The 24,681-nt window shown below is 72.0% G+C and carries 26 protein-coding genes; 18 read left to right on the plus strand and 8 right to left on the minus strand.

Going from position 1 to position 24,681, the window contains the following annotated elements:
- Positions 1 to 58 precede the first annotated feature (58 nt).
- From ACIGO6_RS31460 to ACIGO6_RS31470, 3 genes are read right to left on the minus strand one after another with little or no spacing between them, the layout of a single operon-like run.
- Positions 59 to 1,048 carry an acyl-CoA dehydrogenase family protein gene (locus ACIGO6_RS31460; RefSeq protein WP_399882319.1) on the minus strand — a complete coding sequence of 330 codons (990 nt, stop codon included), beginning with the start codon at positions 1,046 to 1,048 and terminating at the stop codon, positions 59 to 61.
- On the minus strand, positions 1,048 to 2,217 hold the full coding sequence (locus ACIGO6_RS31465; RefSeq protein WP_399882321.1) for an acyl-CoA dehydrogenase family protein: 1,170 nt from the start codon (positions 2,215 to 2,217) through the stop codon (positions 1,048 to 1,050). Before ACIGO6_RS31465 ends, ACIGO6_RS31460 begins: the two co-directional genes overlap by 1 nt.
- Positions 2,217 to 3,074, minus strand: a complete 858-nt coding sequence (locus ACIGO6_RS31470) for an enoyl-CoA hydratase (RefSeq protein WP_399882323.1) — start codon at positions 3,072 to 3,074, stop codon at positions 2,217 to 2,219. Before ACIGO6_RS31470 ends, ACIGO6_RS31465 begins: the two co-directional genes overlap by 1 nt.
- Positions 3,075 to 3,177: 103 nt before the next feature.
- Between ACIGO6_RS31470 and ACIGO6_RS31475 the strand changes: the two genes are divergently transcribed.
- The 4 genes from ACIGO6_RS31475 to ACIGO6_RS31490 are packed head-to-tail and all read left to right on the plus strand — an operon-like array spanning position 3,178 to position 6,986.
- The gene (locus tag ACIGO6_RS31475) at positions 3,178 to 4,380 is read left to right on the plus strand and encodes an acyl-CoA dehydrogenase family protein (protein WP_399882325.1); all 1,203 of its coding nucleotides are present in this window, start codon (positions 3,178 to 3,180) and stop codon (positions 4,378 to 4,380) included.
- Complete coding sequence (locus ACIGO6_RS31480; protein ID WP_399882327.1) at positions 4,377 to 5,165, plus strand: SDR family oxidoreductase; 789 nt, start codon at positions 4,377 to 4,379, stop codon at positions 5,163 to 5,165. The genes ACIGO6_RS31475 and ACIGO6_RS31480 overlap by 4 nt, the downstream gene beginning before the upstream one ends.
- 15 nt (positions 5,166 to 5,180) lie before the next feature.
- Positions 5,181 to 5,801, plus strand: a complete 621-nt coding sequence (locus tag ACIGO6_RS31485; protein ID WP_399882329.1) for a TetR/AcrR family transcriptional regulator — start codon at positions 5,181 to 5,183, stop codon at positions 5,799 to 5,801.
- Between the two features lie 27 nt (positions 5,802 to 5,828).
- A complete protein-coding gene (locus ACIGO6_RS31490; RefSeq protein ID WP_399882331.1) occupies positions 5,829 to 6,986 on the plus strand; it encodes an acetyl-CoA C-acetyltransferase in 1,158 nt (385 codons plus the stop codon).
- A 65-nt stretch (positions 6,987 to 7,051) separates the two neighbouring features.
- Here ACIGO6_RS31490 and ACIGO6_RS31495 read toward each other — a convergent pair whose 3' ends face one another.
- From ACIGO6_RS31495 to ACIGO6_RS31515, 5 genes are all read right to left on the minus strand, one after another.
- The gene (locus ACIGO6_RS31495) at positions 7,052 to 7,978 is read right to left on the minus strand and encodes a tyrosine-protein phosphatase (protein WP_399882333.1); all 927 of its coding nucleotides are present in this window, start codon (positions 7,976 to 7,978) and stop codon (positions 7,052 to 7,054) included.
- A 71-nt stretch (positions 7,979 to 8,049) separates the two neighbouring features.
- On the minus strand, positions 8,050 to 9,114 hold the full coding sequence (locus ACIGO6_RS31500; protein ID WP_399882335.1) for an NAD(P)H-dependent flavin oxidoreductase: 1,065 nt from the start codon (positions 9,112 to 9,114) through the stop codon (positions 8,050 to 8,052).
- Positions 9,111 to 9,884 (minus strand): CoA-transferase subunit beta, encoded by a 774-nt coding sequence (locus ACIGO6_RS31505; RefSeq protein ID WP_399882337.1) that lies wholly within the window; start codon positions 9,882 to 9,884, stop codon positions 9,111 to 9,113. Before ACIGO6_RS31505 ends, ACIGO6_RS31500 begins: the two co-directional genes overlap by 4 nt.
- Positions 9,881 to 10,747, minus strand: a complete 867-nt coding sequence (locus ACIGO6_RS31510) for a CoA transferase subunit A (protein ID WP_399882339.1) — start codon at positions 10,745 to 10,747, stop codon at positions 9,881 to 9,883. The genes ACIGO6_RS31505 and ACIGO6_RS31510 overlap by 4 nt, the downstream gene beginning before the upstream one ends.
- Entirely contained in the window at positions 10,744 to 11,511 is a 768-nt protein-coding gene (locus tag ACIGO6_RS31515) for an enoyl-CoA hydratase family protein (RefSeq protein ID WP_399882341.1), read from the minus strand. Before ACIGO6_RS31515 ends, ACIGO6_RS31510 begins: the two co-directional genes overlap by 4 nt.
- Positions 11,512 to 11,591: 80 nt before the next feature.
- Here ACIGO6_RS31515 and ACIGO6_RS31520 point away from each other — a divergent pair, with 80 nt between their 5' ends.
- The 14 genes from ACIGO6_RS31520 (at position 11,592) to ACIGO6_RS31585 (ending at position 24,681) form a co-directional block, all read left to right on the plus strand.
- Positions 11,592 to 12,368, plus strand: coding sequence for an SDR family oxidoreductase (locus ACIGO6_RS31520; RefSeq protein ID WP_399882344.1), 777 nt, complete (start codon positions 11,592 to 11,594; stop codon positions 12,366 to 12,368).
- A 67-nt stretch (positions 12,369 to 12,435) separates the two neighbouring features.
- A complete protein-coding gene (locus tag ACIGO6_RS31525; protein ID WP_399882346.1) occupies positions 12,436 to 13,347 on the plus strand; it encodes an SDR family oxidoreductase in 912 nt (303 codons plus the stop codon).
- 308 nt (positions 13,348 to 13,655) lie between these two features.
- Complete coding sequence (locus ACIGO6_RS31530) at positions 13,656 to 14,438, plus strand: 2-keto-4-pentenoate hydratase (protein WP_399882348.1); 783 nt, start codon at positions 13,656 to 13,658, stop codon at positions 14,436 to 14,438.
- A gap of 7 nt (positions 14,439 to 14,445) precedes the next feature.
- Positions 14,446 to 15,357, plus strand: coding sequence for an acetaldehyde dehydrogenase (acetylating) (locus ACIGO6_RS31535; RefSeq protein ID WP_399882350.1), 912 nt, complete (start codon positions 14,446 to 14,448; stop codon positions 15,355 to 15,357).
- Positions 15,358 to 15,369: 12 nt separating this feature from the next.
- Positions 15,370 to 16,392, plus strand: a complete 1,023-nt coding sequence (gene dmpG / locus ACIGO6_RS31540) for a 4-hydroxy-2-oxovalerate aldolase (RefSeq protein WP_399882352.1) — start codon at positions 15,370 to 15,372, stop codon at positions 16,390 to 16,392.
- Between the two features lie 37 nt (positions 16,393 to 16,429).
- A complete protein-coding gene (locus tag ACIGO6_RS31545; RefSeq protein ID WP_399882354.1) occupies positions 16,430 to 17,590 on the plus strand; it encodes a Rieske 2Fe-2S domain-containing protein in 1,161 nt (386 codons plus the stop codon).
- Between the two features lies 1 nt (position 17,591).
- Entirely contained in the window at positions 17,592 to 17,819 is a 228-nt protein-coding gene (locus ACIGO6_RS31550; RefSeq protein WP_399882356.1) for a hypothetical protein, read from the plus strand.
- Complete coding sequence (locus tag ACIGO6_RS31555) at positions 17,812 to 18,870, plus strand: 2Fe-2S iron-sulfur cluster-binding protein (protein WP_399882358.1); 1,059 nt, start codon at positions 17,812 to 17,814, stop codon at positions 18,868 to 18,870. Before ACIGO6_RS31550 ends, ACIGO6_RS31555 begins: the two co-directional genes overlap by 8 nt.
- A gap of 456 nt (positions 18,871 to 19,326) precedes the next feature.
- A complete protein-coding gene (hsaA, locus tag ACIGO6_RS31560; protein ID WP_399882360.1) occupies positions 19,327 to 20,493 on the plus strand; it encodes a 3-hydroxy-9,10-secoandrosta-1,3,5(10)-triene-9,17-dione monooxygenase oxygenase subunit in 1,167 nt (388 codons plus the stop codon).
- A gap of 12 nt (positions 20,494 to 20,505) precedes the next feature.
- A complete protein-coding gene (gene hsaD / locus ACIGO6_RS31565; protein WP_399882362.1) occupies positions 20,506 to 21,375 on the plus strand; it encodes a 4,5:9,10-diseco-3-hydroxy-5,9,17-trioxoandrosta-1(10),2-diene-4-oate hydrolase in 870 nt (289 codons plus the stop codon).
- Between the two features lie 41 nt (positions 21,376 to 21,416).
- Positions 21,417 to 22,310: a VOC family protein gene (locus ACIGO6_RS31570; RefSeq protein WP_399882364.1), complete on the plus strand. Its 894-nt coding sequence runs from the start codon at positions 21,417 to 21,419 to the stop codon at positions 22,308 to 22,310.
- A gap of 11 nt (positions 22,311 to 22,321) precedes the next feature.
- Positions 22,322 to 22,798 (plus strand): flavin reductase family protein, encoded by a 477-nt coding sequence (locus ACIGO6_RS31575; protein WP_399882366.1) that lies wholly within the window; start codon positions 22,322 to 22,324, stop codon positions 22,796 to 22,798.
- Between the two features lie 71 nt (positions 22,799 to 22,869).
- The gene (locus ACIGO6_RS31580; RefSeq protein WP_399882368.1) at positions 22,870 to 23,739 is read left to right on the plus strand and encodes a MaoC/PaaZ C-terminal domain-containing protein; all 870 of its coding nucleotides are present in this window, start codon (positions 22,870 to 22,872) and stop codon (positions 23,737 to 23,739) included.
- Between the two features lie 159 nt (positions 23,740 to 23,898).
- On the plus strand, positions 23,899 to 24,681 hold the full coding sequence (locus ACIGO6_RS31585) for an SDR family NAD(P)-dependent oxidoreductase (protein ID WP_399882370.1): 783 nt from the start codon (positions 23,899 to 23,901) through the stop codon (positions 24,679 to 24,681).

A 24,681-nucleotide genomic window follows, 5' to 3' on the forward strand; every position in this document is an offset into this window, starting at 1 on the left:
GACGGCCGCTCTGCCGGGTGGGGTGGTCCCGGGAGAGCGACCGATGGGGAGGGTGGGCTCAGGCGGCGAGGACGCGCGCGCGGCAGGCGGCCGGTGTGCCCCAGGCGGAGCGCAGCGCACGGGACTTGCGGATCCACAGGGAGAGGTCGAGTTCGTCGGTGTAGCCGAGGGCGCCGTGGAGTTGCAGAGCCGTGCGGCCCGCGGTGTACGCGGCCTCGCACGCGGACACCTTCGCGGCCGCGATCTCGCGGCCGGCGCCCGGATCTCCCGACGCCGGCGCGAGGGCCGCGGCATGCACCAGGGGCTGGGCGAACTCCAGGGCGATCAACGCGTCGGCCAGGCGGTGCTTCACCGCCTGGAACGAGCCGATGGCCCATCCGAACTGCTTGCGCTGCCGGGCGTATTCGACCGTCCGCGTCAGAAGAGTACGGCCCAGTCCCAGGGCCTGGGCCGCGGTGGCCAGCGCCGCGACGTCGGCGGCGTACGCGGCCGCGGCCCTCACGCCGGCCCCGTGCGCCAGGACGGTTCCGCCGAGCGGGCGGGCCAGCCGGCGCGCCGGGTCGACGGACGGCTGGACGGGTCCGGTCGTCTCCGCCAGGCGTACGGTGTCGTGGTCCACGACGAGGACGGCGTCGGCGGCGTCGGCGTCCAGGGCGTAGGGGCTGTCGGGGGAGAGCAGACAGAAGGTGGCGACGGTCTTGCCGGAGGCGATGCCGGGCAGCCAGGAGGCGGCCGCCGCCTCGTCGCCCAGGTGGTCGAGGAAGGCCGCCACGGCCACCGTCTCCACCAACGGACCCGGCACGGCGTGGCGGCCCAGTTCCGTGAAGGCGACGGTGAGTTCGACGGGCAGCGGGCCCAGCCCGTCGTACTGTTCCGGTACGGCGAGGCCGAAGACTCCGGCCTCCGCGAGCCGGGACCACAGCGCGCGGCCGGGCGCGGCGTCACCGGCCGCCCAGGCCCGTACGACGGTGGGGGTGTCGGCCGCCGCCAGCATGGCGTCCAGGGAGCGGGCGAACTCCCGCTGCTCGTCGTCGAGGAGGAACCGCATCACCGACGTCCCTTCGGCAGACCGAGCAGCCGCTCGGCGATGATGTCGCGCTGGATCTCGTTGGTGCCCGCGTAGATGGGCCCGGCGAGCGAGAAGGTGTACCCGTCCGCCCAACTCCCGTGCGCGGGAGCCTCCTCGGCCTCGTCGGACAGTTCGCCGTACGGGCCGAGCAGGTCCAGGGCCGTCTCGTGGAGGGCGATGTCCAGCTCGGACCAGTAGATCTTGTTGAGGCTGGACTCGGCGCCGATCGATCCTCCGACGACGATGCGCGAGGCGCCCGCGTAGGTGAACAGCTGGTACGCGCGGGCGCCGATCACGGCGTCGGCGACCCGGTCGCGCAGGGCCGTGTCGTCGGGGTCGGCGGCGGAGCGCCACAGCGCGGTCAGACGGTCGGCGGCTGCCGTGAAGCGTCCCGGGCTGCGCAGCGTCAGCCCGCGCTCGTTTCCCGCCGTGCTCATTGCTACCCGCCAGCCCTGTCCCGGCTCGCCGATCACGTCCTCGTCGGGCACGAACACGTTGTCGAGGAAGAGTTCGGCGAAGGCGGGCTTGCCGTCGAGGCGGCCGATGGGGCGTACGGTGACGCCCTCCGCGGTCAGCGGGAACATGAGGTAGGTGAGGCCGCGGTGCGGCCGGTCGGCGTCGGGGTCGCTGCGGAAGAGGCCGAACGCGCGGTCGGCGAAGGCCGCCCGGGACGACCAGGTCTTCTGGCCGCTCAGGAGCCAGCCGCCGTCGGTTCGTACGGCCCTGGAGCGCAAGCTTGCGAGATCGGAGCCCGACTCCGGCTCGGACCAGGCCTGGGCCCAGATCACCCCGCCGCTCGCCATGGACGGAAGGACGCGGGCACGTTGCTCCTGCGTGCCGTGCTCGAAGAGGGTGGGGGCGAGGAGATTGATGCCGTTCTGGCTGACCCGGCCGGGCGCGCCGGCCGCGTAGTACTCCTCCTCGAAGATCAGCCACTGAAGGATCGAGGAGCCCCTTCCGCCGTACTCCTCGGGCCAGGAGACCACTGACCAGCGGTCCGTGAACAGCGCGCGTTCCCACTCGCGGTGGGCCGCGAAGCCCTCGGCGGTCTCCAGGGAGGGCAGGGGAGCGGCGGGGACATGGGCGGCGAGCCACTCGCGGGCCTCGGCGCGGAACGTGTCCTCCGCCGCCGTGAAGTCGAGGTCCATCAGGCGCCCGCCTTCTTCATCGCGCCGATGTCCATGCCACCGAGCGAGTCCTTCGCCGTCTCCGCGTTGTGCGCGTGCGCCAGGTGGTGCAGCCCGAAGACGGAGTCCAACCCGGTGTGCAGGCCCTGCAGGTCCTCGGCCTGGTTGACGGCGCGCTTGGTCAGCGCCAGCCCCATGCGCGGCATCTCGGCGATCCGGGCGGCCAGCTCCATCGTCCGGTCCGACAGTTCCGCGCGCGGTACGACCCGGTTGACCATGCCGATCTCGTACGCGCGCCGTGCGCTCATCCGGTCGCCGGTGTACAGGAACTCCTTCGCCATGCGCGGCGGCATCACCCACGGATGGGCGAAGTACTCCACGCCCGGGATGCCCATGCGCACCACGGGGTCGGCGAAGAACGCGTCCTCGGAGGCGACGATCAGATCGCAGACCCAGGCGAGCATCAGGCCGCCCGCGACGCACGCACCCTGCACGGAGGCGATCACGGGCTTGGGCAGCTCGCGCCAGCGGCGGCACATGCCCAGGTAGACCTCGGACTCCCGGGCGAAGCGGCTCTCCGCGCCCGCCTTGTCCGAGTGGTCCCACCAGAGTCCGGCCCGGCGGTCGAAGGGCAGGTGGGCGTCCCGCTCCGGGGTGCCGATGTCGTGGCCGGCGGAGAAGTGCTTCCCCGCTCCGGTGAGGACGACGACCTTGACCTCGCCGTCGTCGGCCGCGCGGTAGAAGGCCCGGTCCAGGGCGTATGTCATCGCCGAGTTCTGGGCGTTGCGGTAGTCGGGCCGGTCCATGGTGACCACGGCGACGGGGCCGCGGCGTTCGTACCGGACGGGCTCCGTGGACGCGGTGTGGGCAGCTGACATCCGCCCCTCCTTCCCTAACAAGTGTTTGGTAGGTTAGCGTACGGGTCCTCGGCCGTCGACAAGTCGAGCCGTCCAATTCGTCGAGAGTCGTCCGGAGCCGCCCATGAGCAGCGTCGAGGAGTTCCGCACCGAGGTCCGCAGCTGGCTGCGCGGCAACCTCACGGGTGAGTTCGCCGCCCTGCGCGGACGGGGCGGGCCCGGCCGGGAGCACGAGGCCTTCGCCGAACGCCTCGCCTGGGAGCGGCACATGGCCGCCGCGGGCTGGACCTGCGTCGGCTGGCCGAAGGAGTACGGCGGCCGCGGCGCCACCCTCGAACAGCAGGTCGCCTTCCACGAGGAGTACGCCCTCGCGAACGCCCCCGCCCGCGTCAACCACATCGGTGAGCAGCTGCTCGGCCCCACCCTGATCGCCTTCGGCACCCCCGAGCAGCGCGAGCGGTTCCTGCCCCGGATCGTCGCCGTCGACGAGCTGTGGTGCCAGGGCTACAGCGAGCCGGACGCCGGATCGGACCTGGCGAACGTACGGACCCGGGCCGAGCGGGACGATGGGGGCACCTCCCGCTCGAGCGAAGCCGAGAGTGGGGGAGAGTGGGTGGTCACCGGGCAGAAGATCTGGACCTCACTCGCGCACGAGTCCGACTGGTGCTTCGTCGTCGCCCGCACGGAGCCCGGTTCCACCCGCCACCGGGGCCTGTCCTGTCTGCTGGTCCCGCTGGACCAGCCCGGTGTGGAGATCCGGCCGATCACCCAGCTGACCGGCACCTCCGAGTTCAACGAGGTCTTCTTCGACGGCGCCCGCACGCAGGCGTCGCACATCGTCGGGGCGCCCGGCGAGGGCTGGAAGGTGGCCATGGCCACGCTCGGCTTCGAGCGCGGCGTGTCCACCCTCGGCCAACAGGTCGGCTTCCGGCGGGAGCTGGAGTCCGTCATCGAGCTGGCGAAGCGCAACGGCGCGGCCCGGGACCCGCTCATCCGCGACCGGATCGCCCAGGCCTGGATCGGCCTCGAGATCATCCGCGGCAACGCGCTGCGCATGCTCGACGGTGTCGCGGCCGGCGCGCCCGGCCCCGAGGCGTCCATCGGCAAGATCTTCTGGGCGACCTGGCACCGCCGGCTGGGCGAGCTCGCCATGGACGTCTGCGGCGCCGACGGCATGCTGGCCGCCGGCGAGCCCTACGACCTCACCGACTGGCAGCGGCTGTTCCTCTTCACCCGCTCCGACACCATCTACGCCGGATCCAACGAGATCCAGCGCAACATCATCGCCGAGCGCGTGCTCGGTCTCCCCAAGGAGGTTCGCCCATGACCTCGGCCCCACCCCCCTACGTCCCCGGCCACCGCCTGCTCGCCGGCCGCACCGCGGTCGTCACCGCCGCCGCCGGCGCGGGCATCGGCGGCGCGACCGCCCGGCGGCTGCTGGAGGAAGGCGCGCGGGTGGTCCTCTCCGACGCCCACGCCCGCAGGCTGGGGGAGTCCGAGGCGGAACTCACCGCGGAGTTCGGAGCGGACCGCGTCGCCGCCCTGCCCTGCGACGTCACCGACGAGGCCCAGGTCACGGCCCTCCTCGACCTCGCCGAGGAACGGCACGGCGGACTCGACATCGTCGTCAACAACGCCGGTCTCGGCGGCACCGCCGACCTCGTCGACATGGCCGACGAACAGTGGGACAAGGTCCTCGACGTCACCTTGAACGGCACCTTCCGCTGCACGCGCGCCGCGCTGCGCAGGATGAAGGCCGCGGGCGGCGGGGGCGTCATCGTCAACAACGCCTCGGTGATCGGCTGGCGGGCGCAGAAGGGCCAGGCGCACTACGCCGCGGCCAAGGCCGGCGTCATGGCGCTCACCCGCTGCGCCGCGCTGGAGGCCGCCGAGTACGGCGTGCGCGTCAACGCCGTCTCGCCGAGCCTGGCGATGCACCCGCACCTGGTGAAGGTGACCACGCCCGAGCTCCTTCAGGAGCTGACCTCCCGCGAGGCGTTCGGCCGCTACGCCGAGCCGTGGGAGGTCGCCAACGTCATCGTGTTCCTGGCCAGCGGCTACTCCTCGTACATGACGGGGGAGGTCCTGTCCGTCAGCAGCCGGCACGCGTGAGGCGAGGAGGGCCGGGTGCCGAAGAGCAGCGACAGCAGGAGGGCCACGACGAGCCCGTCGCCCGAGCGGCGCGAGGAACTCCTGGCCACCGCCGCCGAGGTGTTCGCCGCACTGGGGTACAACGCCACCACCGTCCGCCGGATCGCCGACTCGGCGGGGATGCTCGCAGGCAGTCTCTACTACCACTTCGACTCCAAGGAGTCGATGCTCGACGAGATCCTCTCCGGCTTCCTGAACGAGCTCCGGGCCGGGTACGAGGAAGTACTCGCCGCCGGGCTCGGCCCCAGGGAGACCATCGAGGCCCTCGTCACCGAGTCCTTCCGGGAGATCGACCGGCACCGCGCCGCGGTCGCCATCTACCAGAAGGAGTCCACACACCTGCGGACCCAGCCCCGCTTCGGCTATCTCGCCGACTCGCAGCAGAAGTTCGAGAAGGCGTGGCTGGGCACGCTGGAACGCGGAGTGGCCGCCGAGGTCTTCCGCGCCGACCTCGACGTCCGGCTCACCTACCGCTTCGTACGCGACACCGTGTGGGTCGCCGCGTCCTGGTACCGGCCGGGCGGACAGCACCGCCCGGAGGAGATCGCCCGTCAGTACCTGTCGATGGTGCTGGAGGGCATCGCCCTCCGTGAATGACACCGAACACATCGAGAAGGAGTGGTCATGGCCGAGGCATACATCGTCGAAGCGGTACGCACCCCGGTCGGCCGGCGCAACGGCGGGCTGTCCGCCGTCCACCCGGCCGACCTCGGCGCGCACGTGCTCAAGGCGCTGATGGAGCGCTCGGGCGCCGACCCGGCGGCCGTCGAGGACGTCGTCTTCGGCTGCCTGGACACCGTCGGCCCGCAGGCCGGCGACATAGCGCGCACCTGCTGGCTGGCCGCGGGTCTGCCCGAAGAGGTGCCCGGGGTGACCGTGGACCGCCAGTGCGGTTCCTCGCAGCAGGCCGTGCACTTCGCCGCCCAGGCGGTGCTGTCCGGCACCAGCGACCTGGTGGTCGCGGGCGGCACCCAGAACATGTCGCAGGTGCCGATCGCCTTCGCCAGCCGTCAGGCGGCCGAGCCGCTCGGGCTGACCGAGGGCCCGTACGCCGGGTCCGAGGGCTGGCGGGCCCGCTACGGCGACCAGCCCGTCAACCAGTTCCACGGCGCCGAACTCATCGCCAAGAGGTGGGACATCTCCCGCCGCGACATGGAGGAGTTCGCGCTGCGCTCGCACCAGCGGGCGATCCGCGCCATCGACGAGGGCCGCTTCGACCGGGAGCTCGTCGCGTACGGAGACGTGACCCGCGACGAGGGCCCGCGGCGGGACACCACCCTGGAGAAGATGGCGGGCCTGCAGCCGTTGGTGGAGGGCGGTCGGCTGACGGCAGCCGTCTCCTCTCAGGTGTCCGACGGCGCCTCCGCCATGCTCCTCGCGAGCGAACGCGCCGTACGGGAGCACGGGCTGACACCGCGGGCCCGCATCCACCACATCTCGGCGCGCGGCGAGGACCCGATCCGGATGCTGTCCGCGCCGATCCCGGCCACGGCGTACGCGCTGAAGAGGGCCGGGATGACGCTCGACGACATCGACCTGGTCGAGATCAACGAGGCCTTCGCCCCGGTCGCGCTCGCCTGGCTCAAAGAGACCGGGGCCGACCCGGAGAAGGTCAACGTCAACGGTGGTGCCATCGCCCTCGGCCACCCGCTGGGCGCCACCGGAACCAAGCTCATGACCACCCTGCTGCACGAACTGGAGCGCACGGGTGGGCGTTACGGCCTGCAGACCATGTGCGAGGGCGGCGGCCAGGCCAACGTCACCCTCATCGAGCGCCTCTGAGACGCGACGCCCTCCGGAAGCCGAGGACGTCGCGGTAGAAGGCGGACATGCCCGATGGGGCCGGGCTACCGCAGGAGCCGGGCGCGGAGCTGCGCCAGGGTCGGGGCGTCCAGGCCGAGGCCGTCCGTCAGGTAGCCGCGGAGGCTGCCGTAGTCCTCCTCGGCCTGGTCGACCGCCGCCTCCAGGTAGTCCTCGCGGACCTCCTGGAGGGGGATGAGCAGGTCCGGGTTCTGCAGGTGTCCGGCCTGCTTCAGTGCCTCGCGGGTCCTGCGGTCCGCCTCGCTGCGGAACTCGTTGGAGAGCAGGTAGTCCTTCTCGGCGGTCTCGGCCGGGACGCCGACGGCGCGCAGCAGGAGAAAGCTCATCCAGCCGGTGCGGTCCTTGCCCGAGGTGCAGTGGTAGAGCAGCGGCGTGCGCTTGTGACGTGCGATGTCCCTCACCAGCGCGGCGAACCGGCGGCGGCTGTCCGCGTCGGTGACGAAGGTGCGGTAGATGGACCGCATCATCTGCTCCGCCTTGCCGTCGCCGAGCTCCTCCTGCTGCCTGACCGGGTCCTTGGAGCCGATGACCTCCGTCGTCCTGCCGTACAGCCCGAGGTCGTTCACGGGCCGGGAGACCGCGGTGACGCCTTCCGGGAGACGGTCGGCGCCGTCGTGCCGGACCTCCAGGGGGACGCGGAAGTCCACCACGGTACGCAGGTCCAGCGCGGCCAGCTTCGAGACGTCCGCGTCGGTGAGCCTGCCGAGCCCGTCGGCGCGGAAGACCTGGCCGTAGCGCACCTGACGGCCCTTCTCGGTGCGGTAGCCACCGAGGTCGCGGACGTTGACCGCGCCCTGGAGCGCGATGTGGCGGACGGCGCCGGCGGTGACGTCGCGCGAGGCCGTGGCGGCGGGCTGCGCCGCGGCATCGGCAACGGTGCCGGCGGGGAGCAGGCCGAGGACGACCGCGGAGACCACCGCTGCGGCCGTACGACGGATACGGGCAGTACGCAATGAGATCAACTCCAAGTGAGGGAGGGGAGGGGACTTTCCCGGGGTGGAGCGGAGGAGCGGAGTGCGGCCCTTCAGCCCGCCACGGGCAGGGCGCGGAGGGCGGCGTGTGCTTCCGTCATGACACGGTCGACGAGTTCGGCGCAGGACGGCAGATCGTCGATCAGCCCCGCGACCTGGCCGGAGGCCATCACCCCGAGATCGGTGCGCCCCTCGACCATCGAGGCCTTGAGCAGCATCGGGGTGTTGGCGGCCAGCAGGACCTGGCTCCAGGTCAGTTCCTTGCCGTGCTTCATCGCCAGACCGTCGCGGACCATCTGCGCCCAGCTCATGCGGGTGTCACGCCGGAAGGCCGCGGCGTGGCGGATCGCGCGCAGCAGCGAGGCGGCCCGGCCCGAGCGTTCCAGCGCGTCGACCAGCTCGGTGCGCAGCATCCGGTGCGGGAGGCCGTCCACCTTGGTGGTGAGCGTGACGTCCTGGACGGTCGCGGCCAGGTACTTGGCCTTGACCTGGTCGGGGACGGTGCTGTCGGAGGTGAGCAGGAAGCGGGTGCCCATGGCGATCCCGGCGGCGCCGTAGGACAGAGCGGCGACCAGGCCGCGGCCGTCGTGGAAGCCGCCCGCCGCGACGACCGGGATGTCGACGGCGTCCACGACCTGGGGGAGCAGGACGGTGGTGGCGACGTTCCCGGTGTGTCCGCCGCCCTCGCCGCCCTGCACCACCACCGCGTCGGCGCCCCACGCGGCGACCTTCTCCGCGTGCCGCCTGGCGCCGATGGACGGGATGACGACGACGCCCGCGTCCTTGAGCCGCGCGATCAGCTCGCGGGAGGGGGCCAGGGCGAACGAGGCGACCTTCACCCCCTCGTCGATGATGATCCGTACGCGCTCGGGCGCGTCCCCCGCGTCGGCCCGCAGGTTGACCCCGAAGGGCGCGTCCGTACGAAACTTGACCTCGCGGACGGCGGAGCGGAGCTGGTCCACGGTCATGGTGGCCGAGGCGAGGATCCCGAGCGCGCCGGCCTCGGCGGTGGCAGAGACCAGGCGGGGGCCCGCCACCCACCCCATCCCGGTCTGGACGATGGGGTGCCGCACCCCGACGAGCTTCGTCAGCGGGGTCCCGATCCTGACGTCCGTCATGCCGTCGGCACCTCGCGCTCGCGCAGCTCCTTCGGGTCGATGACCTCACGGATCAGCCGCAGCTCCTCGGCGCTGGGCTCACGGGTGTACGGCACCTCGTCGGGGATCGTGAGGGCGAACCCGGTGGCTGTGGTGACCTGCTCGACGGTGACGCCGGGGTGCAGTGAGCGCAGTCGCAGGGTGCGGTCCGGGGTCTCGAAGTCGAAGACGCCCAGGTCGCTGATGACGTCCGGGATGCGGTGGTAGCGGGTCGCGGAGGGGCCGGCCGCGGCGGCGCGGTCGTAGCCCACACCACAGACCATGTCGACCCGCTCGACGAACACCCGCGTCGAGTGCCGAGGCACCCAGTAACTCGTCGGGTTGTTGAGGGTGTTGACCGGCGCGCCGCGCACGCCCAGCAGCTGCCGCTCGGGCCGGGTCCAGTCGCCGATGCAGGAGATGTTCTGGTTGCCGTACCGGTCGATCTGGGAGGCCCCCATCATCACGTGCCGCCGCCCACTCGCCACCATGGCCAGGTGCCGGCGGTACGGCAGCCAGCCCTCCACCACCTGGGCCTGGGCGCCGACCGCCGGTACGTCGCCGACGAGCAGCGCCTCGCCGTCGGTCAGCAGCAGGTCGGGGGAGAAGGTCAGCTTCGCCAGCCGGGCTCCGATCGTCGGGACGGTGCCCATCGGGGTGGCCAGCACCTCTCCCGCGCCCCGCCAGGCCTCGGCGCAGGCCACCACGCAGTACTCGGCCCGCGTCGCCGTCGTCGTGCCGGTGCCGCTCATGCTTCCTCCTTGTGGAACGCCGCCACCGCGGCCTGGTACGCGTCTTCGTCTCCGGAGAGGAACCGCTCGGTGAAGGCCTGCCAGGCCTCGGGGTCGCGGGCGGCCCGGGCGTAGGCGCGCTGGAACGCCTCGTCGCGGTCGTGGTCCGGGGCGCAGGAGGTGAAGTGCGCGCCGTTCGGGGTCTCGACGACGCCGTTCACGAACGCCCGCTTGACCAGCAGGGTCTGCGGGCCGGAGTCCTTGAGCAGATCCGCGGTGTCCACGATCCGCTCGCAGGAGACGTACGCCCGGTCGGCGGCCTCGCAGAACAGGTCGTCGAAGTACGGGTCGGGGCCGAGGTACTGGGCGTTGCCGTGCGCGTCGGCGCGGTTGAGGTGGACGAGCGCGGCGTCCAGGCGCAGGGCGGGGACGGCGACGAGCTCCTCGCCGTCCTCGTACGGCGAGGTGACCGTCCGCAGTGACGGGTTGACGCTCATCACGTCCGAGGCGAGCCCGGCCCGGATCGGCATGAAGGGCAGCCGGTGCGCGGCCGCGGTCAGGCCCCACATGAACATGGCCTCGTCCAGCTCCACCATCTCGAACGCGCCGCGCTGCCGGGCCGCCCCGAAGTTCGGTTCGAGGGGGATGGAGTCGAGGGTGGCGAAGGCCGCGACCAGCTTGCGGATCTTCCCGGCGGCGGCGAGCAGACCGACGTCCGGGCCGCCGTAGGAGACGACGGTCAGGTCGGTGAGGTCCGAGCGCAGCAGGGCCCGTACGAGTGCCATGGGCTTGCGCCGGGAGCCCCAGCCGCCGATGCCGATCGTCATCCCGCTCTCGAGGTGGCCGACGACCTCCTCGGCGGTCATCGTCTTGTCCCTGCTCATGACTGTTGCTCCTTCCCGGTGGTTCCGGAGGTGCCGAAGGTGTCGCGGACGCGGTCGGCGACACCGCTGAGGTTGGCCTCGAAGGTGAAGCCCTGCTCGAAGCGGTAGCTGCGGCGGACGTCCACCGGGTCGATGCCGTTGATCGCGGCCTTCGCGAGGCGGATCAGATACCCGTCCTTCGCGGCGATCTCCCGGGCCAGTTCCAGCGAGGCGTCCATCAGCCGCTCGCGCGGGACGACCCGCCACACCGAGCCGTACTGCCGCAGCTCCTGAGCGGTGACGGTGCGCGAGGTGTAGTACAGCGCCCGCATCAGATGCTGGGGGACCAGCCGGGCGAGGTGGGTGGCCGCGCCGAGCGCGCCCCGGTCCAGCTCGGGCAGGCCGAAGGTCGCGTCGTTGGCGGCGACGATGGCGTCGGCGTTGCCGACCAGGCCGATGCCGCCGCCCAGACAGAAGCCGTGCACGGCCGCGACCACCGGGACCTCGCAGTCGTAGACCGCGGCGAACGCCTCGTAGCAGCCGCGGTTGGCGCCGATGAGGGCGTCGTGCCCGGCCGTGCGCTGCACTTCCTTGATGTCGACGCCGGCGTTGAAGCCCCGTCCGGCCGAATTGAGCACCACGCAGCGCACCTTCGGGTCGGCCCCGGCGGCGCGCACCGCGGCGGCCAGGTCGTACCAGCCCTGTACGGGGAGGGCGTTGACCGGGGGGAAGTCCACGGTGACGACGGCGATGCCCTCTTCCGGGGCGGAGGTGGAGACACCCATGAGCAGATCAGCTACCTTTCCACCAAACATTTGTTAGGTGTGGAAGATAGCAGCGGTCCGCGCGCTGCGGGAGGTGTCAATTGGCAGCGATCATCGATCTGTCCGGGAAAGTCGCCGTCGTCACCGGCGGCACCCGGGGTGTCGGCGCGGGGATCACCCGCGCCCTGCTCGAAGCCGGCGCACAGGTCGTGACCTGTGCGCGGCGGGCCCCGGACGAGCCGGTCGAGGCGGCGGGGCGCACGGCCCGCTTCCTCCCCGTCGACCTGCGCGACCCGGAGGCGGTCGGCGGGTTCTTCGACCGGGTGCGGAGCGACTACGGGCGCCTGGACACCCTGGTCAACAACGCCGGGGGGACGCCCTTCAGGATGCTCGGCGAGGGGGGAGCCGAGCGGCACGCCCGGGTCGTCGAGCTGAACCTCGTCGCACCGCTGACCGCCTCGCTCGCCGCGTACGAGGTGATGCACCGTCAGCGCGAGGGCGGGTCGATCGTGATGATCGGCAGCGTCAGCGGCACCCGCCCCTCACCGGGCACCGCCGCGTACGGCGCGGCCAAGGCGGGCCTGGAGAACCTCGCCCGCTCCATGGCCGTGGAGTGGGCGCCGAAGGTGCGGGTCAACACGCTCCTCCTCGGCATGGTCCGCACCGAACTGTCCTCTCTGCACTACGGGGACGAGGACGGCATCGCAGCCGTCGGCCGCACCGTGCCGCTCGGCCGGCTCGCCGAGCCCGCCGACGTCGGCTACGCCTGTGTCTTCCTCGCCTCCGACCGGGCCGCGTACATCAGCGGCGCCGCCCTGCACGTCCACGGCGGAGGGGAACGCCCCGCCTTTCTCGACGCCGCCACCGTCAACAACTGAGCGCGGTTCGCCACCTCGCTCACCTCGTTCACCTCGCTCACCTTGCTCACCGAAGGGACTCACCCCCATGAACGGACTGTGCACCGGACGCGTCGCCGTCGTCACCGGAGCGGGACGCGGGCTCGGCCGCGCGCACGCCCTCGCCCTCGCCGCCGAGGGCGCCAGGGTCGTCGTCAACGACCTCGGCGTCGGCCTCGACGGCACGGGAGGGGCAGCCGGGCCGGCCCAGCAGGTCGTCGACGAGATCCGCGCGCTCGGCGGGGAAGCGGTCGCCCACGGCGGCGACATCGCCGCCGGCGACGGCGCGGCCTCGCTCGTCGCCACCGCACTGGAGTCATTCGGCCGCCTCGACACCCTGGTCAACAACGCGGGGTTCCTGCGCGACCGCATGCTCGTCAATCTCGACGAGGACGACTGGGACGCCGTCATGCGCGTCCACCTCAAGGGCCACTTCCTGCCGCTCAAGCACGCCGCGGCGCACTGGCGTGCCGAGGCGAAGGCCGGCCGTACGCCCGAGGCCCGGGTGATCAACACCAGCTCGGGGGCCGGTCTGCTCGGCAGCGTCGGCCAGGGCAACTACTCCGCCGCGAAGGCCGGGATCGTCGGCCTGACGCTCGTCGCCTCGGCGGAGATGGCGCGCTACGGCGTCCAGGTCAACGCGATCGCCCCGGCCGCCCGCACCCGGATGACCGAGGAGACCTTCGCCGACAACATGGCCGCTCCCGAGGGCGGCGCGTTCGACGCCATGGCCCCGGAGAACGTCTCCCCGCTCGTCGTCTGGCTGGGCTCCCCGGCCTCCGCGGGGGTGACGGGCCGGGTCTTCGAGGCCGAGGCCGGCCGGATCACCGTCATGGAGGGCTGGCGGCCGGGCCCCTCCGCGGACAAGGGTGCCCGCTGGACCCCCGCGGAGGCGGGCGAGACCGCCCTCAAGCTGCTGGCCGCGGCCGAGGCGCCTCAGCCGGTGTACGGGGCGCGGTAGCGGTGGCCGGCCCTGCCTTGCACGGCCTGCCGGCCTGCTGGGTCTGCCGGACCCGCCGGTCTGCTGGGCCTGCCGGACCCGCGCCGGGGCGGAGCCCCTTCGCCCCGGTCCGCCATCGGAGCGGAGCCCTCTGCGACGGCTCCCGGGAGCCCCCTGCGACGGCCCCGGGAGCCGCCGACCGCGGCTCCCGGGGGCCGTTCCGCGTCTTCGCGACGCACCTTTCCCGGTCAGCGGGATTTCACGCTCCCCGCGCGGAGCGCACCCCGCTTAGCCTCCCGGAACATCCCAACGCCCCGCAGAGGACCCCCATGCTCACGGACCCCCAGAGGCAGCGCGCCGCGGAGATCCTTCGCTCCGCCGAGCAGCGCCGCACGCCGGTCGCCCCGCTGACCGAGGTCTTCCCGGCGATCGACGCCGAGGACGCGTACGAGATCCAGCTCATCAACATCCGGCACCGCCTCGAAGCCGGGGCCGAGGTGCGCGGTCACAAGGTCGGCCTGTCGTCCCCCGTCATGCAGCAGATGATGGGCGTGGACGAGCCGGACTACGGCCACCTGCTCCACGACATGGAGCTGAGCCAGGACCGGCCCGTGCCCGTCTCCCGCTACTGCTGCCCGCGCGTCGAGGTCGAGGTCGGCTTCGTCCTCGGCGACGACCTGCCGGGCGAGAACTGCACGCCGGCGGATGTGCTCGCCGCCACCGAACGCGTCGTCCCCGCCCTGGAGCTGATCGACAGCCGGATCCGTGACTGGCGGATCGCCATCGCCGACACCATCGCGGACAACGCCTCCTCCGCCGGATACGTCATCGGCGAGGGCCGCGACCCGCGCGAGCTGGACCTCAGGGCGATCGACGCGCGGCTCACCCGCGACGGTGAGCCGCTCGCCGAGGGCCGCAGCGACGCCGTACTCGGCGACCCCGCCGTCTCCGTCGCCTGGCTCGCCCGCACCGTGGCCCGCTTCGGCGTGCCCCTGCGGAAGGGGCACGTGGTACTGCCCGGCTCGTGCACCCGGGCCGTCGACGTGACGGCCGGACAGACCTTCACCGCCGAGTTCACCGGGCTGGGCTCGGTGTCCCTCTCGTTCACCTGAGGTGATGATGACCACCAAGACCAAGGCGAGTGCCGCGATCGTCGGTTCCGGCAACATCGGCACGGATCTGCTCTACAAGCTGCTCCGCTCCGAGCTCGTCGAACCGCGCTGGATGATCGGCGTCGACCCCGGCAGCGAGGGCCTCGCCCGCGCCCGCACCGCCGGCCTCGAGGCCAGCCACGAAGGCGTCGACCGGCTGCTCGCCCAGGACGAGAAGCCGGACATCGTCTTCGAGGCCACCTCCGCCCACGTCCACCGGTCCAACGCCCCGCGCTACGCCGAACTGGGCATCAAGGCGGTCGACCTGACGCCGGCGGCCGTCGGCCCCGCCGTCGTCCCGCCCGCCAATCTGCGCGAGCACCTCGACAAGCCCAACGTCAACATGATCACCTGTGGCGGGCAGGCCACCATCCCCATGGTGTACGCGGTCTCCCGGGTGGTCCCCGTGCCGTACGCGGAGATCGTGGCCTCGGTGGCCTCCGTCTCCGCCGGACCCGGAACCCGCGCCAACATCGACGAGTTCACCCGCACCACGTCCCGCGGCATCGAGACCATCGGCGGTGCCGAGCGCGGCAAGGCGATCATCATCCTCAACCCGGCCGAGCCCTCCGTCATCATGCGCGACACCGTCTTCTGCGCCATCCCCGAGGAGGCCGACCGGGCAGCGATCACCCAGTCCGTCAAGGAGATCGCCGAACAGGTCGCCGCCTACGTACCCGGCTACCGGCTGCGCACCGAGCCGCAGTTCGACGACCCGCGCCCCGAGAACGGCGGGATGGCCCGGGTCGCGATCTTCCTGGAGGTCGAGGGCGCGGGCGACTACCTGCCGCCGTACGCCGGAAACCTCGACATCATGACCGCCGCCGCCACCAAGGTCGGCGAGGAGTTCGCCAAGGCGCTCCTCGCCCCGGGCGCGTAAGGAGCTCCCCGCATGCCCTACTCGGACACCCTCGACATCCGGATCACCGACTCCTCGCTGCGCGACGGTTCGCACGCCAAGCGGCACCAGTTCACGGGCGAGGACGTACGCTCCGTCGTCGCCGCCCTCGACGACGCCGGCGTCCCGGTGATCGAGGTGACGCACGGCGACGGCCTCGGCGGCTCGTCCTTCAACTACGGCTTCTCCAAGACCTCCGAGCAGGAACTGATCAAGATCGCGGTGGACACCGTGCGGCAGGCGAGGATCGCCTTCCTGATGCTCCCCGGACTGGGGGTGAAGGACGACATCCGCGCCGCCCACGGCAACGGCGCGCGCATCTGCCGCATCGCCACCCACTGCACCGAGGCCGACATCGCGATCCAGCACTTCGGGCTCGCCCGCGAGATGGGCCTGGAGACCGTCGGCTTCCTGATGATGGCCCACTCCACCACGCCCGAGAACCTCGCGCGGCAGGGGCGCATCATGGCCGACGCGGGCTGCCAGTGCGTGTACGTCGTCGACTCGGCCGGCGCCATGGTCATGGACGACGTCACCGCCCGGGTCGAGGCCCTGGTCGCCGAGCTCGGCGGTGACGCCCAGGTCGGCTTCCACGGACACGAGAACCTCGCCCTCGGCACCGGGAATTCCATCGCGGCCGTCAAGGCCGGCGCCCTGCAGATCGACGGCTCCACCCGCCGCCTCGGCGCGGGCGCCGGCAACACCGCCGTCGAGGCGCTGGTCGCGGTCTGCGCCAAGATGGGCATCCGCACCGGCGTCGACGTACTGAAGATCATCGACGCGGCGGAGGACGTCGTCCGCCCGGTGATGGACGACGAGTGCCGACTCGACCGGCTCGCCCTGCTGATGGGCCACGCCGGGGTCTACTCCAGCTTCCTCAAGCACGCCTACCGGCAGGCCGAGCGCTACGGCGTCTCGGGCGCCGAGATCCTCCTGCGCGCGGGCGAGCGACGCCTCGTCGGCGGCCAGGAGGACCAGCTCATCGACATCGCCGTGGAACTCGCCGCACAGAACTGAGGCGCCTGCCAAGGGCGGCCCACACCGGAGGGACAAGATGACTGCTCTCAATGACGAGGTCCGGGTCATCGAGGCGGGCAGGCCACCCGCCCGCTTCGCCCGGGGCTGGCACTGCCTCGGCCTCGCCGACAGCTTCAAGGACGGGAAACCGCACGAGATCGAGGCCTTCGGCACCAAACTCGTCGTCTTCCAGGGCCAGGACGACGGCAAGCTGCACGTCCTCAACGCCTACTGCCCGCACATGGGCGGCAACCTCGCCCACGGCTCCGTCAAGGGCGACGCGGTGGCCTGTCCGTTCCACGACTGGCGCTGGTCGGGCAACGGCCGCTGCGCCGGCATCCCCTACGCGCGCCGGGTCCCGCCGCGCGCCAAGACCCGCTCCTGGCTCACCCTGGAGCGCAACAAGCAGCTGTTCGTCTGGAACGACCCGCAGGGCAACCCCCCGCCGCCCGAGGTCACCATCCCCGAGATCGCCGGCATCCACGGCCCGGACGCGGACCAGTGGAGCGACTGGACCTGGAAGACCCTGCTGGTGGAGGGCTCCAACTGCCGCGAGATCGTGGACAACGTCGTGGACATGGCGCACTTCTACTACGTCCACTACGCCTTCCCGGAGTACTTCAAGAACGTCTTCGACGGGCACATCGCCACCCAGTACATGGAGAGCAGCCCGCGCGGCGACATGGAGCTGGGCACGCTGAGCGCCGGCCGCCTGCGGTCCGACGCCTCCTACTACGGCCCCTCCTACATGATCGACCATCTCTACAGCGACGTCGGAGGCGGCGTCGAAATGGAGATCGTCCTGATCAACTGCCACTACCCGATCGACGAGAACAGCTTCCTGCTCCAGTACGGGGCGATCGTCAGGAGACTCCCCGGGATGACGGACGAGCAGGCCGCCGAGGCCGCCCGGCTCACCGCGGAGGGCGCGACCGTCGGCTTCGAGCAGGACGTGGACATCTGGCAGAACAAGACGCGGATCGACAACCCGCTGCTGACCGAGGAGGACGGTCCGGTCTACCAGCTGCGGCGCTGGTACGAGCAGTTCTACCTCGACGTCGCCGACGTCAAGGACGAGATGGTGCGGCGATTCGAGTTCGAGGTCGACACCGAGCGGGCCAACAAGGCATGGCGCGCGGAGGTCGAGGAGAACCTGGCCCGCCGCGAGGCGGAGAACAAGACGGAGTCCGGAGCCTGATATGCAGCCGGTGGAGTGCGTGACCTGCGGCAACCAGGTCCTGTGCGAGAAGTTCAGCATGGCCCACACCTCGGTGCAGTGGACCGCCGAAGCGGCCGTCGTCTGCACGGAGTTCCGCGACCGGGTGGCCGCCGGCGAGACCAGCGCCCGGATCCGGACCTGCCGGGCGCTGCGCGGCAGCATCGACCGCGCGGTCGAGGAGGGCACCCTGGAGGTCGCCGATGTCTGAACCGACGACCGGGCCGGCGACCGAGTCGCGCACGCACGGGCTGCGGGTCACCGAGGTGATCGCCGAGACGGCCGACGCGCACTCCCTGGTGCTCCAGGCGCCGCCGGAGAGCGCGGACCGCTTCGCCTACCGCCCCGGGCAGTTCCTCACCCTGAAGCTGCCCGGGGCGGACGGACGAGCGGCCGCCCGCTGCTACTCCCTGGCCAGCTCACCGGACACCGGCGAGCCGATGAAGGTCACCGTCAAGCGGGTGGCCGGCGGATACGGCTCCAACTGGGTGTGCGACCACGTGACGGTGGGGGACGAACTGCAGGTGCTGCCGCCGGCCGGAACCTTCACGCCGGACTCCCTCGACGCGGATCTGCTGCTCGTCGCCGGGGGAAGCGGCATCACCCCGGTGCTGTCGATCGCCAAGTCGGCCCTGGCGAGGGGGCAGGGCCGGATCGCGCTCCTGTACGCCAACCGCGACGAGCCCTCGGTCATCTTCCGTGCGGAACTGCGGAAGCTGACCGAGGGCCACCCGGACCGGCTGGTGGTGATCCACTGGCTGGAGTCGCTCCAGGGCCTGCCCCTCGCGGACCGGCTGAGTGCCGTGCTCGCGCCGTACGCCGACCGCGAGACCTTCCTCTGCGGCCCGGGGCCGATGATGGACGCCGCAGAGCAGTGCCTGCGCGCGCTCGGCGCGCCGGGCGAGCGGATTTACCGGGAGCGGTTCTTCTCCCTCGGCGGAGACGTCTTCGAAGCACCGGCCGTGGGGGAGTGCGCGCCGGCCGAGGGCGGCAGCACGGCGGACGTGGAGCTCGACGGCGAGACCCGCACGGTCCCCTGGCCGTCGGGGACACCGCTGCTCGACGTCCTCCTCGCCGCGGGGATGGAGGCCCCGTACTCCTGCCGGGAGGGCGCCTGCAGCGCCTGCACCTGCAGGGTCGTGACAGGCGAGGTGAAGATGCTCCGCAACGACGTCCTGGACGACCAGGACCTCGCCGAAGGATACGTCCTGGCCTGCCAGGCCGTGCCCCTCACCGATCGGGTCGGGATCACCTACTCCTGACGTGGAAGGGGCCGACGGTCACGACGCAGGGGCGTGGCCGTCGATGCCGAGCGCGTGCCGCCACCGGGTCGGCAGCCGAGCAGTGTCCGGCGCGCGACCGCCCCGCAGACCCTGCCGTCCCGCTCGACCACCAACTGTGGCGCCGTCTGCGGCAGACGGCCGCGCGGCGCGGGCTCGGCGATCTCGTCGAACCCGCAGGCGCGCTGCAGGGCGGTGCCGCCGCCCGGGTGGATGAAGCCGCCGGCCAGGGTGGCGGCCCGCCCCAGCCGCCGGCCCGCTCCAGCGCCAGTATCTCGGCACCGGCACGGCGACGACGAATCCCCGCCTCGGCGTCGGCGCCGCAGCACCCTCCCGCTCAGTGGGAGCAGCGCATTTCGCTTCGAAACAGCGCGGCGTACGGTCCTGCCACTTCCACCCCCGCGACCCTCCACCACGACGACCGAGAAGGGATGCTCCATGGCCGAAGACGTGCTGGCAGCGATCCGAGACCTCGCCCCGAGCCTGCGCGAGCGCGCCGCCGAGGCCGAGACGCTGCGCCGCGTTCCCGACACCTCCGTCAAGGAACTGGAGGACGCCGGTTTCTTCCGACTGCTGCAGCCCAAGGCCTTCGGCGGCCGGGCGGCCGACCCGGTCCTCTTCTACTCCGCGGTCAAGGAGATCGCCAAGGCCTGCGGCTCCACCGGCTGGGTCGCCTCCGTCGTCGGTGTCCACCCCTGGCACGTCGCCCTGTACGACCCACGGGCCCAGCAGGAGGTGTGGGGCGAGGACCCCAAGACCCGCATCGCCTCCTCGTACGCCCCCACCGGCAAGGCGACACCGGTCGACGGCGGCTTCCGGCTGTCCGGCCGGTGGCACTTCTCGTCCGGCTGCGACCACACCCAGTGGGCCCTGCTGGGCTGCCTCGTCCCGGATGCCGAGGGCGCCCCGGTGGACATGCGCACCTTCCTCGTCCCCTGCTCCGAGTACCGCGTCGACGACGTGTGGGACACCGTCGGCCTGCGCGGCACCGGCAGCAACGACATCGTGGTCGAGGACGTCTTCGTCCCCGACCACCGGGCGCTCGGCTTCGGTCCGGTGACCGCCCTGAAGGTGCCCGGCCACGAGCTCAACCCCGAGCCCCTGTACCGGCTGCCGTACGCCGGCGTGTTCACCACCACCATCTCCACCCCGATCGTCGGCATCGCCGAGGGCGCCTACGAGTCCCACGCCGAGGCCACCAAGCAGCGCTTCCGCGTCTCCTACGGGCAGAAGGTCGCCGAGGACCCCTTCGCGCAGGTGCGCATCGCCCGCGCGGCCGGCGACATCGACGCCGCCTGGCTGCAGCTGACCCGCAACATCGGCGAGATGTACGCCCTCGCCCAGCGCGGCGAGGAGCTCCCGATGGAGCTGCGCACCCGCACCCGCCGGGACCAGGTGCTCGCCACCGAGCGCGCGGTCGCGGCGATCGACCTGTTGATGGAGAACGCCGGCGGCAGCGCCATGCGCACCGGCCCCAATCCGGTCCAGCGCGCCTGGCGCGACGCCCACACGGGCCGCGGTCACGCCGCCAACGACCCGGAGCGGGCGCTGGTCATGTACGGGCAGTGCGCGCTCGGCATCGACATCCACGACACCATGGCCTGAAAGGCGCCGCAGATGGCACAGCTCAGCTACGAGTCGACCTCCCGCACCGTCAAGGCGGCGGGCCTCACCCTCCACTACCACGAGGCCGGACCGGACGCCCGGCCGGACGCACCCGTCGTGATCATGCTGCACGGCGGCGGCCCCGGCGCCTCCGCCTGGAGCAACTTCGGTCGCAACCTCCCGGTCTTCGCCCAGCACTTCCGCACCCTGCTGGTCGACCAGCCCTGCTTCGGGCGCTCGGACAAGCCCGAGCTCGACAAGGACTACTTCAGCTACAGCGCGGACGCCGTGGCCGCGCTGATGGACGAACTGAACATCGGTCAGGCGCACTTCGTCGGCAACTCGCTCGGCGGCGGAACCTCCGTCCGCATGGCCCTGAACCACCCCGACAAGGTCGCCAAGCTGCTGCTGATGGGCCCCGGCGGCGTCTCCGTCAACCTCTTCGCCCCGGACCCCACCGAGGGCATCAAGCGACTGTTCGAATTCAACGCCGCGCCCGAGCCGACCAAGGACCAGCTGCGCGCCTTCCTCGGCGTCATGGCGTACGACCAGTCGATTGTCACCGAGGAACTGGTCGAGGAGCGCTGGGCCGCGGCCACCGACCCCGACAACAGGCTGGGCAGCGCCCGCATGGGAGCCGCCTTCGCCAACCCCGCCTGGGCCGAGGACTGGATGCTCTGGCGCGAGGCGCACCGCATCACCCAGCCGGTACTGCTCACCTGGGGCCGCGAGGACCGCGTCAACCCGCTCGACGGCGCGCTGGTCGCCCTCAAGACCATCCCGGACGCCCGGCTGCACGTCTTCCCGCACTGCGGCCACTGGGCCCAGACCGAACAGGCCGACGAGTTCAACCGTCTCGCCCTGGACTTCTTCTCCCACTGACTCCCACCACACCGGGCGCACCCGCCCGAAGGAGATCGATCATGGACATTCGTGCTCTCGGCTACCTGCGCCTGGAGACCACCAAGCTCGACGAGTGGCGCACCTACGCGCTCGACATCCTCGGCATGGTGGAGGCCTCCGGCACCACCGAGGACAGCCTCTGCCTGCGCATGGACGACCGCTCCCACCGCATCGTCGTCCAGACGGGCGAGAGCGACCGGCTGCTGGCGGCGGGCTGGGAGGTGGCGAACGCCGCCGCGCTCGCCCAGGCCACCGAGGAGCTGGAGGCGGCCGGCGTCGCCGTGAAGCCCGCCGACGCCGCCGAACTCGCCGAGCGCCGCGTCCAGGGCCTGATCCACCTGACGGACCCCTGCGGCAACCCGCTGGAGATCTACTGGGGCCAGGCGCAGGACCACAGCGCGCTCGGCACCCCGTACGGCAACCGTTTCGTCACCGGTGATCTCGGCCTGGGCCACGTGGTGCTGCCGGTGCCGGACGTCGAGGCAGCGCTGGACTTCTACGAGAACCTGCTCGGCTTCCAGCTGCGTGACTCGATGAAGCTGCCGCCGCAGGCCGTGCCGACGGCCGCCGAGCAGCGGGACTTCCACTGGATGCACTTCCTGAGCCCCAACCGCCGCCACCACAGCCTGGGCCTGTACCCCGGCGCGCTGCCCCCCGGCATCGTGCACTTCATGGTCGAGCTGGAGACCCTCGACGACGTGGGCCGCGGCCTGGACCGGATGAACGCCGCCGGCATCCCCATCGCCTCCAGCCTCGGCCGCCACACCAACGACCGCATGGTGTCCTTCTACGCCCAGGCCCCCGGCGGCTTCCAGGTCGAGTACGGCTGGGACGGCCTGATCGTCGACCCCGCCACCTGGGTGGCGAAGGAGATCACCGCCGACAGCTTCTGGGGCCACCGATGGAACGGCTGAACCATCGTCAGGTGGACCCGGCCGTCTTCCGGGACGTCCTCGGCCGCTTCGCCAGCGGCATCACGGTGGTGGCGGCACTCGACGGCGCCGAGCCCGTCGGGTTCGCCTGCCAGTCCTTCGCCTCGCTCTCCCTGGAGCCCCCGCTGGTCATGCTGGCCGTCGGCCGGACCTCCACCAGCTGGCCGAGGATCGAGCGGGCCGGCCGCTTCTGCGTCAACATCCTCGCCGAGGACCAGCAGGCCACGTGCGTCGCACTCGGCCGCAGCGGCGCCGACAAGTTCGCGGACGTGCCCTGGCGCACCTCGCGCCACGGCACCGTGGTGATCGACGGCGCCCTGGCCACCGTGGACTGCCGTCTGGCGGCAGTCCACGAGGCCGGCGACCACTACATCGTCACGGGCGAGGTGGTCGACCTGGGCGCCCAGGAGAACGGGCTGCCGCTGCTCTTCTTCCGCAGCCGCTACGCCACCGGCACGTTCCCGCACTGAGCACAACCGCGAACCGGGCACGGACTCGCGTGAAGCACAGCCTCGCACCGACCGAAGGAAACCACACCTCCATGCCCATCGATGCCAAGAAGGTGACCTCAGCCCCGCCCGTACGCGCGGCGGCGGTCTGGGACGACCGCGAGGTGCGGCTGTACCACCTCGCGCTCGGCGCGGGAGTCCCCGAGACCGACCCCGGTGAGCTGCGCTACGTCTTCGAAGGACACGAGCAGGGCCTGCAGGTGCTGCCCACCTTCGGCGTGGTGGCCGGCGGCACCGGGGGAGTGGGCTTCCAGGTCTTCGACCTGCCGGGCCTGGAGATCGACCTGGCTGCCGTGCTGCACGGCGGCCAGGAGATCACCGTGCACCGGCCGCTGCCCGCCGCCGCCCGGGCGACCACGGTCACCCGGGTGCCGGCGGTGTACGACAAGGGCAAGGCCGCCGTCATCGTCCAGGAGTCCACCCTCCTCGGCGAGGACGGCGAACCGCTGATCACCCAGCGCAACGAGATCTTCGTCCGAGGGGAGGGCGGATTCGGCGGGGAGCGCGGACCCTCCGAGCGCCTCCCCGCGCCGGACCGGGCGCCCGACCTGCTGCTGGAGATTCCGACGCTCCGTCAGCAGGCGCTGCTCTACCGGCTCGCCGGGGACTGGAACCCGCTGCACGCCGATCCCGTCACCGCCCGCCGCGCGGGCTACGACCGCCCCATCCTGCACGGGCTCTGCTCCTTCGGCATGGCGGTCAAAGCCGTCACCGACCGCCTGCTGGGCGGGGACGCCACGCGCATCGCGGCGTGCCGTACGCGCTTCGCAGGGGTGTTCTTCCCCGGTGAGACCCTCCGGCTGCGCATCTGGGACACCGGGGACGGCTGCCGGCTGACGGCCACGGCCGCGGACCGCGACGACGCTCCCGTCCTCACCGACGCCCGACTCACCGCCCGCTGACCGGCGGTGCGACGAACGACACGGCTGCGCATCACCGTGAACCACTCGCACGTGACCACGTGACCACGTGACCACGTGACCACGTGACCACGTGACCACGTGACCACGTGACCACGTGACCACGTGACACACAGGCACCGAAGAGAAGGAGGAGGACGCATGCAGCGCTTCGAGGGACGGCGGGTCCTGGTCACCGGCGCCGGCTCCGGCATCGGCCGGGCGACCGTTCTGCGGCTCCTGGGGGAGGGCGCGGCCGTCGTGGCCGCCGACGTCTCGGAGCCCGGCCTGAAGGAGACGGCCACCCTGGCCGCCGACCACGCGGACCGACTGAGCACCGCGGTCGTGGACATCGCCGAAGAGGCATCCGTGCGGGAGGCGGTCGGCGGTGCGACCTCGCGCCTCGGCGGCCTCGACGTACTGGTCAACGCGGCCGGCATCCTGTGCTCCTCGCACACCCACGACACCACGCTGGAGTCCTGGAACACCATCATCGGGGTCAACCTCACCGGCACCTTCCTGGTGACCCGAGAGGCACTGCCCGCGCTCCTGGCCACCGGCAAGGGCGTGATCGTCAACTTCAGCTCCACCTCGGCGAGTTTCGCCCACCCCTACATGGCGGCGTACGCGGCGACGAAGGGCGGCATCCAGTCCTTCACCCACGCCATCGCGGCCGAGTACGCCAAGCAGGGGCTGCGGGCGGTGTGTGTCGCTCCCGGCAGCATCGCCAGCCGCATGACCGGCAACCCGGGACTGCCCGAGGACACCGACTGGGAACTGCTCGCCAAGCTGAGGCCGGCCCTGGTGGGCCAGGGGTTCGCCGACCCGGGGACCGGCTTCGCCGGCCCTGAGGCCGTGGCGGGCGTCATCGCGATGCTGGCCTCGGAAGACGGCGCCTTCATCACCGGCACGGAGATACGTGTCGACGGTGGCACCCACATGTGA

This window comes from Streptomyces sp. NPDC053750 (assembly GCF_044544295.1).
GTDB lineage: Bacteria > Actinomycetota > Actinomycetes > Streptomycetales > Streptomycetaceae > Streptomyces.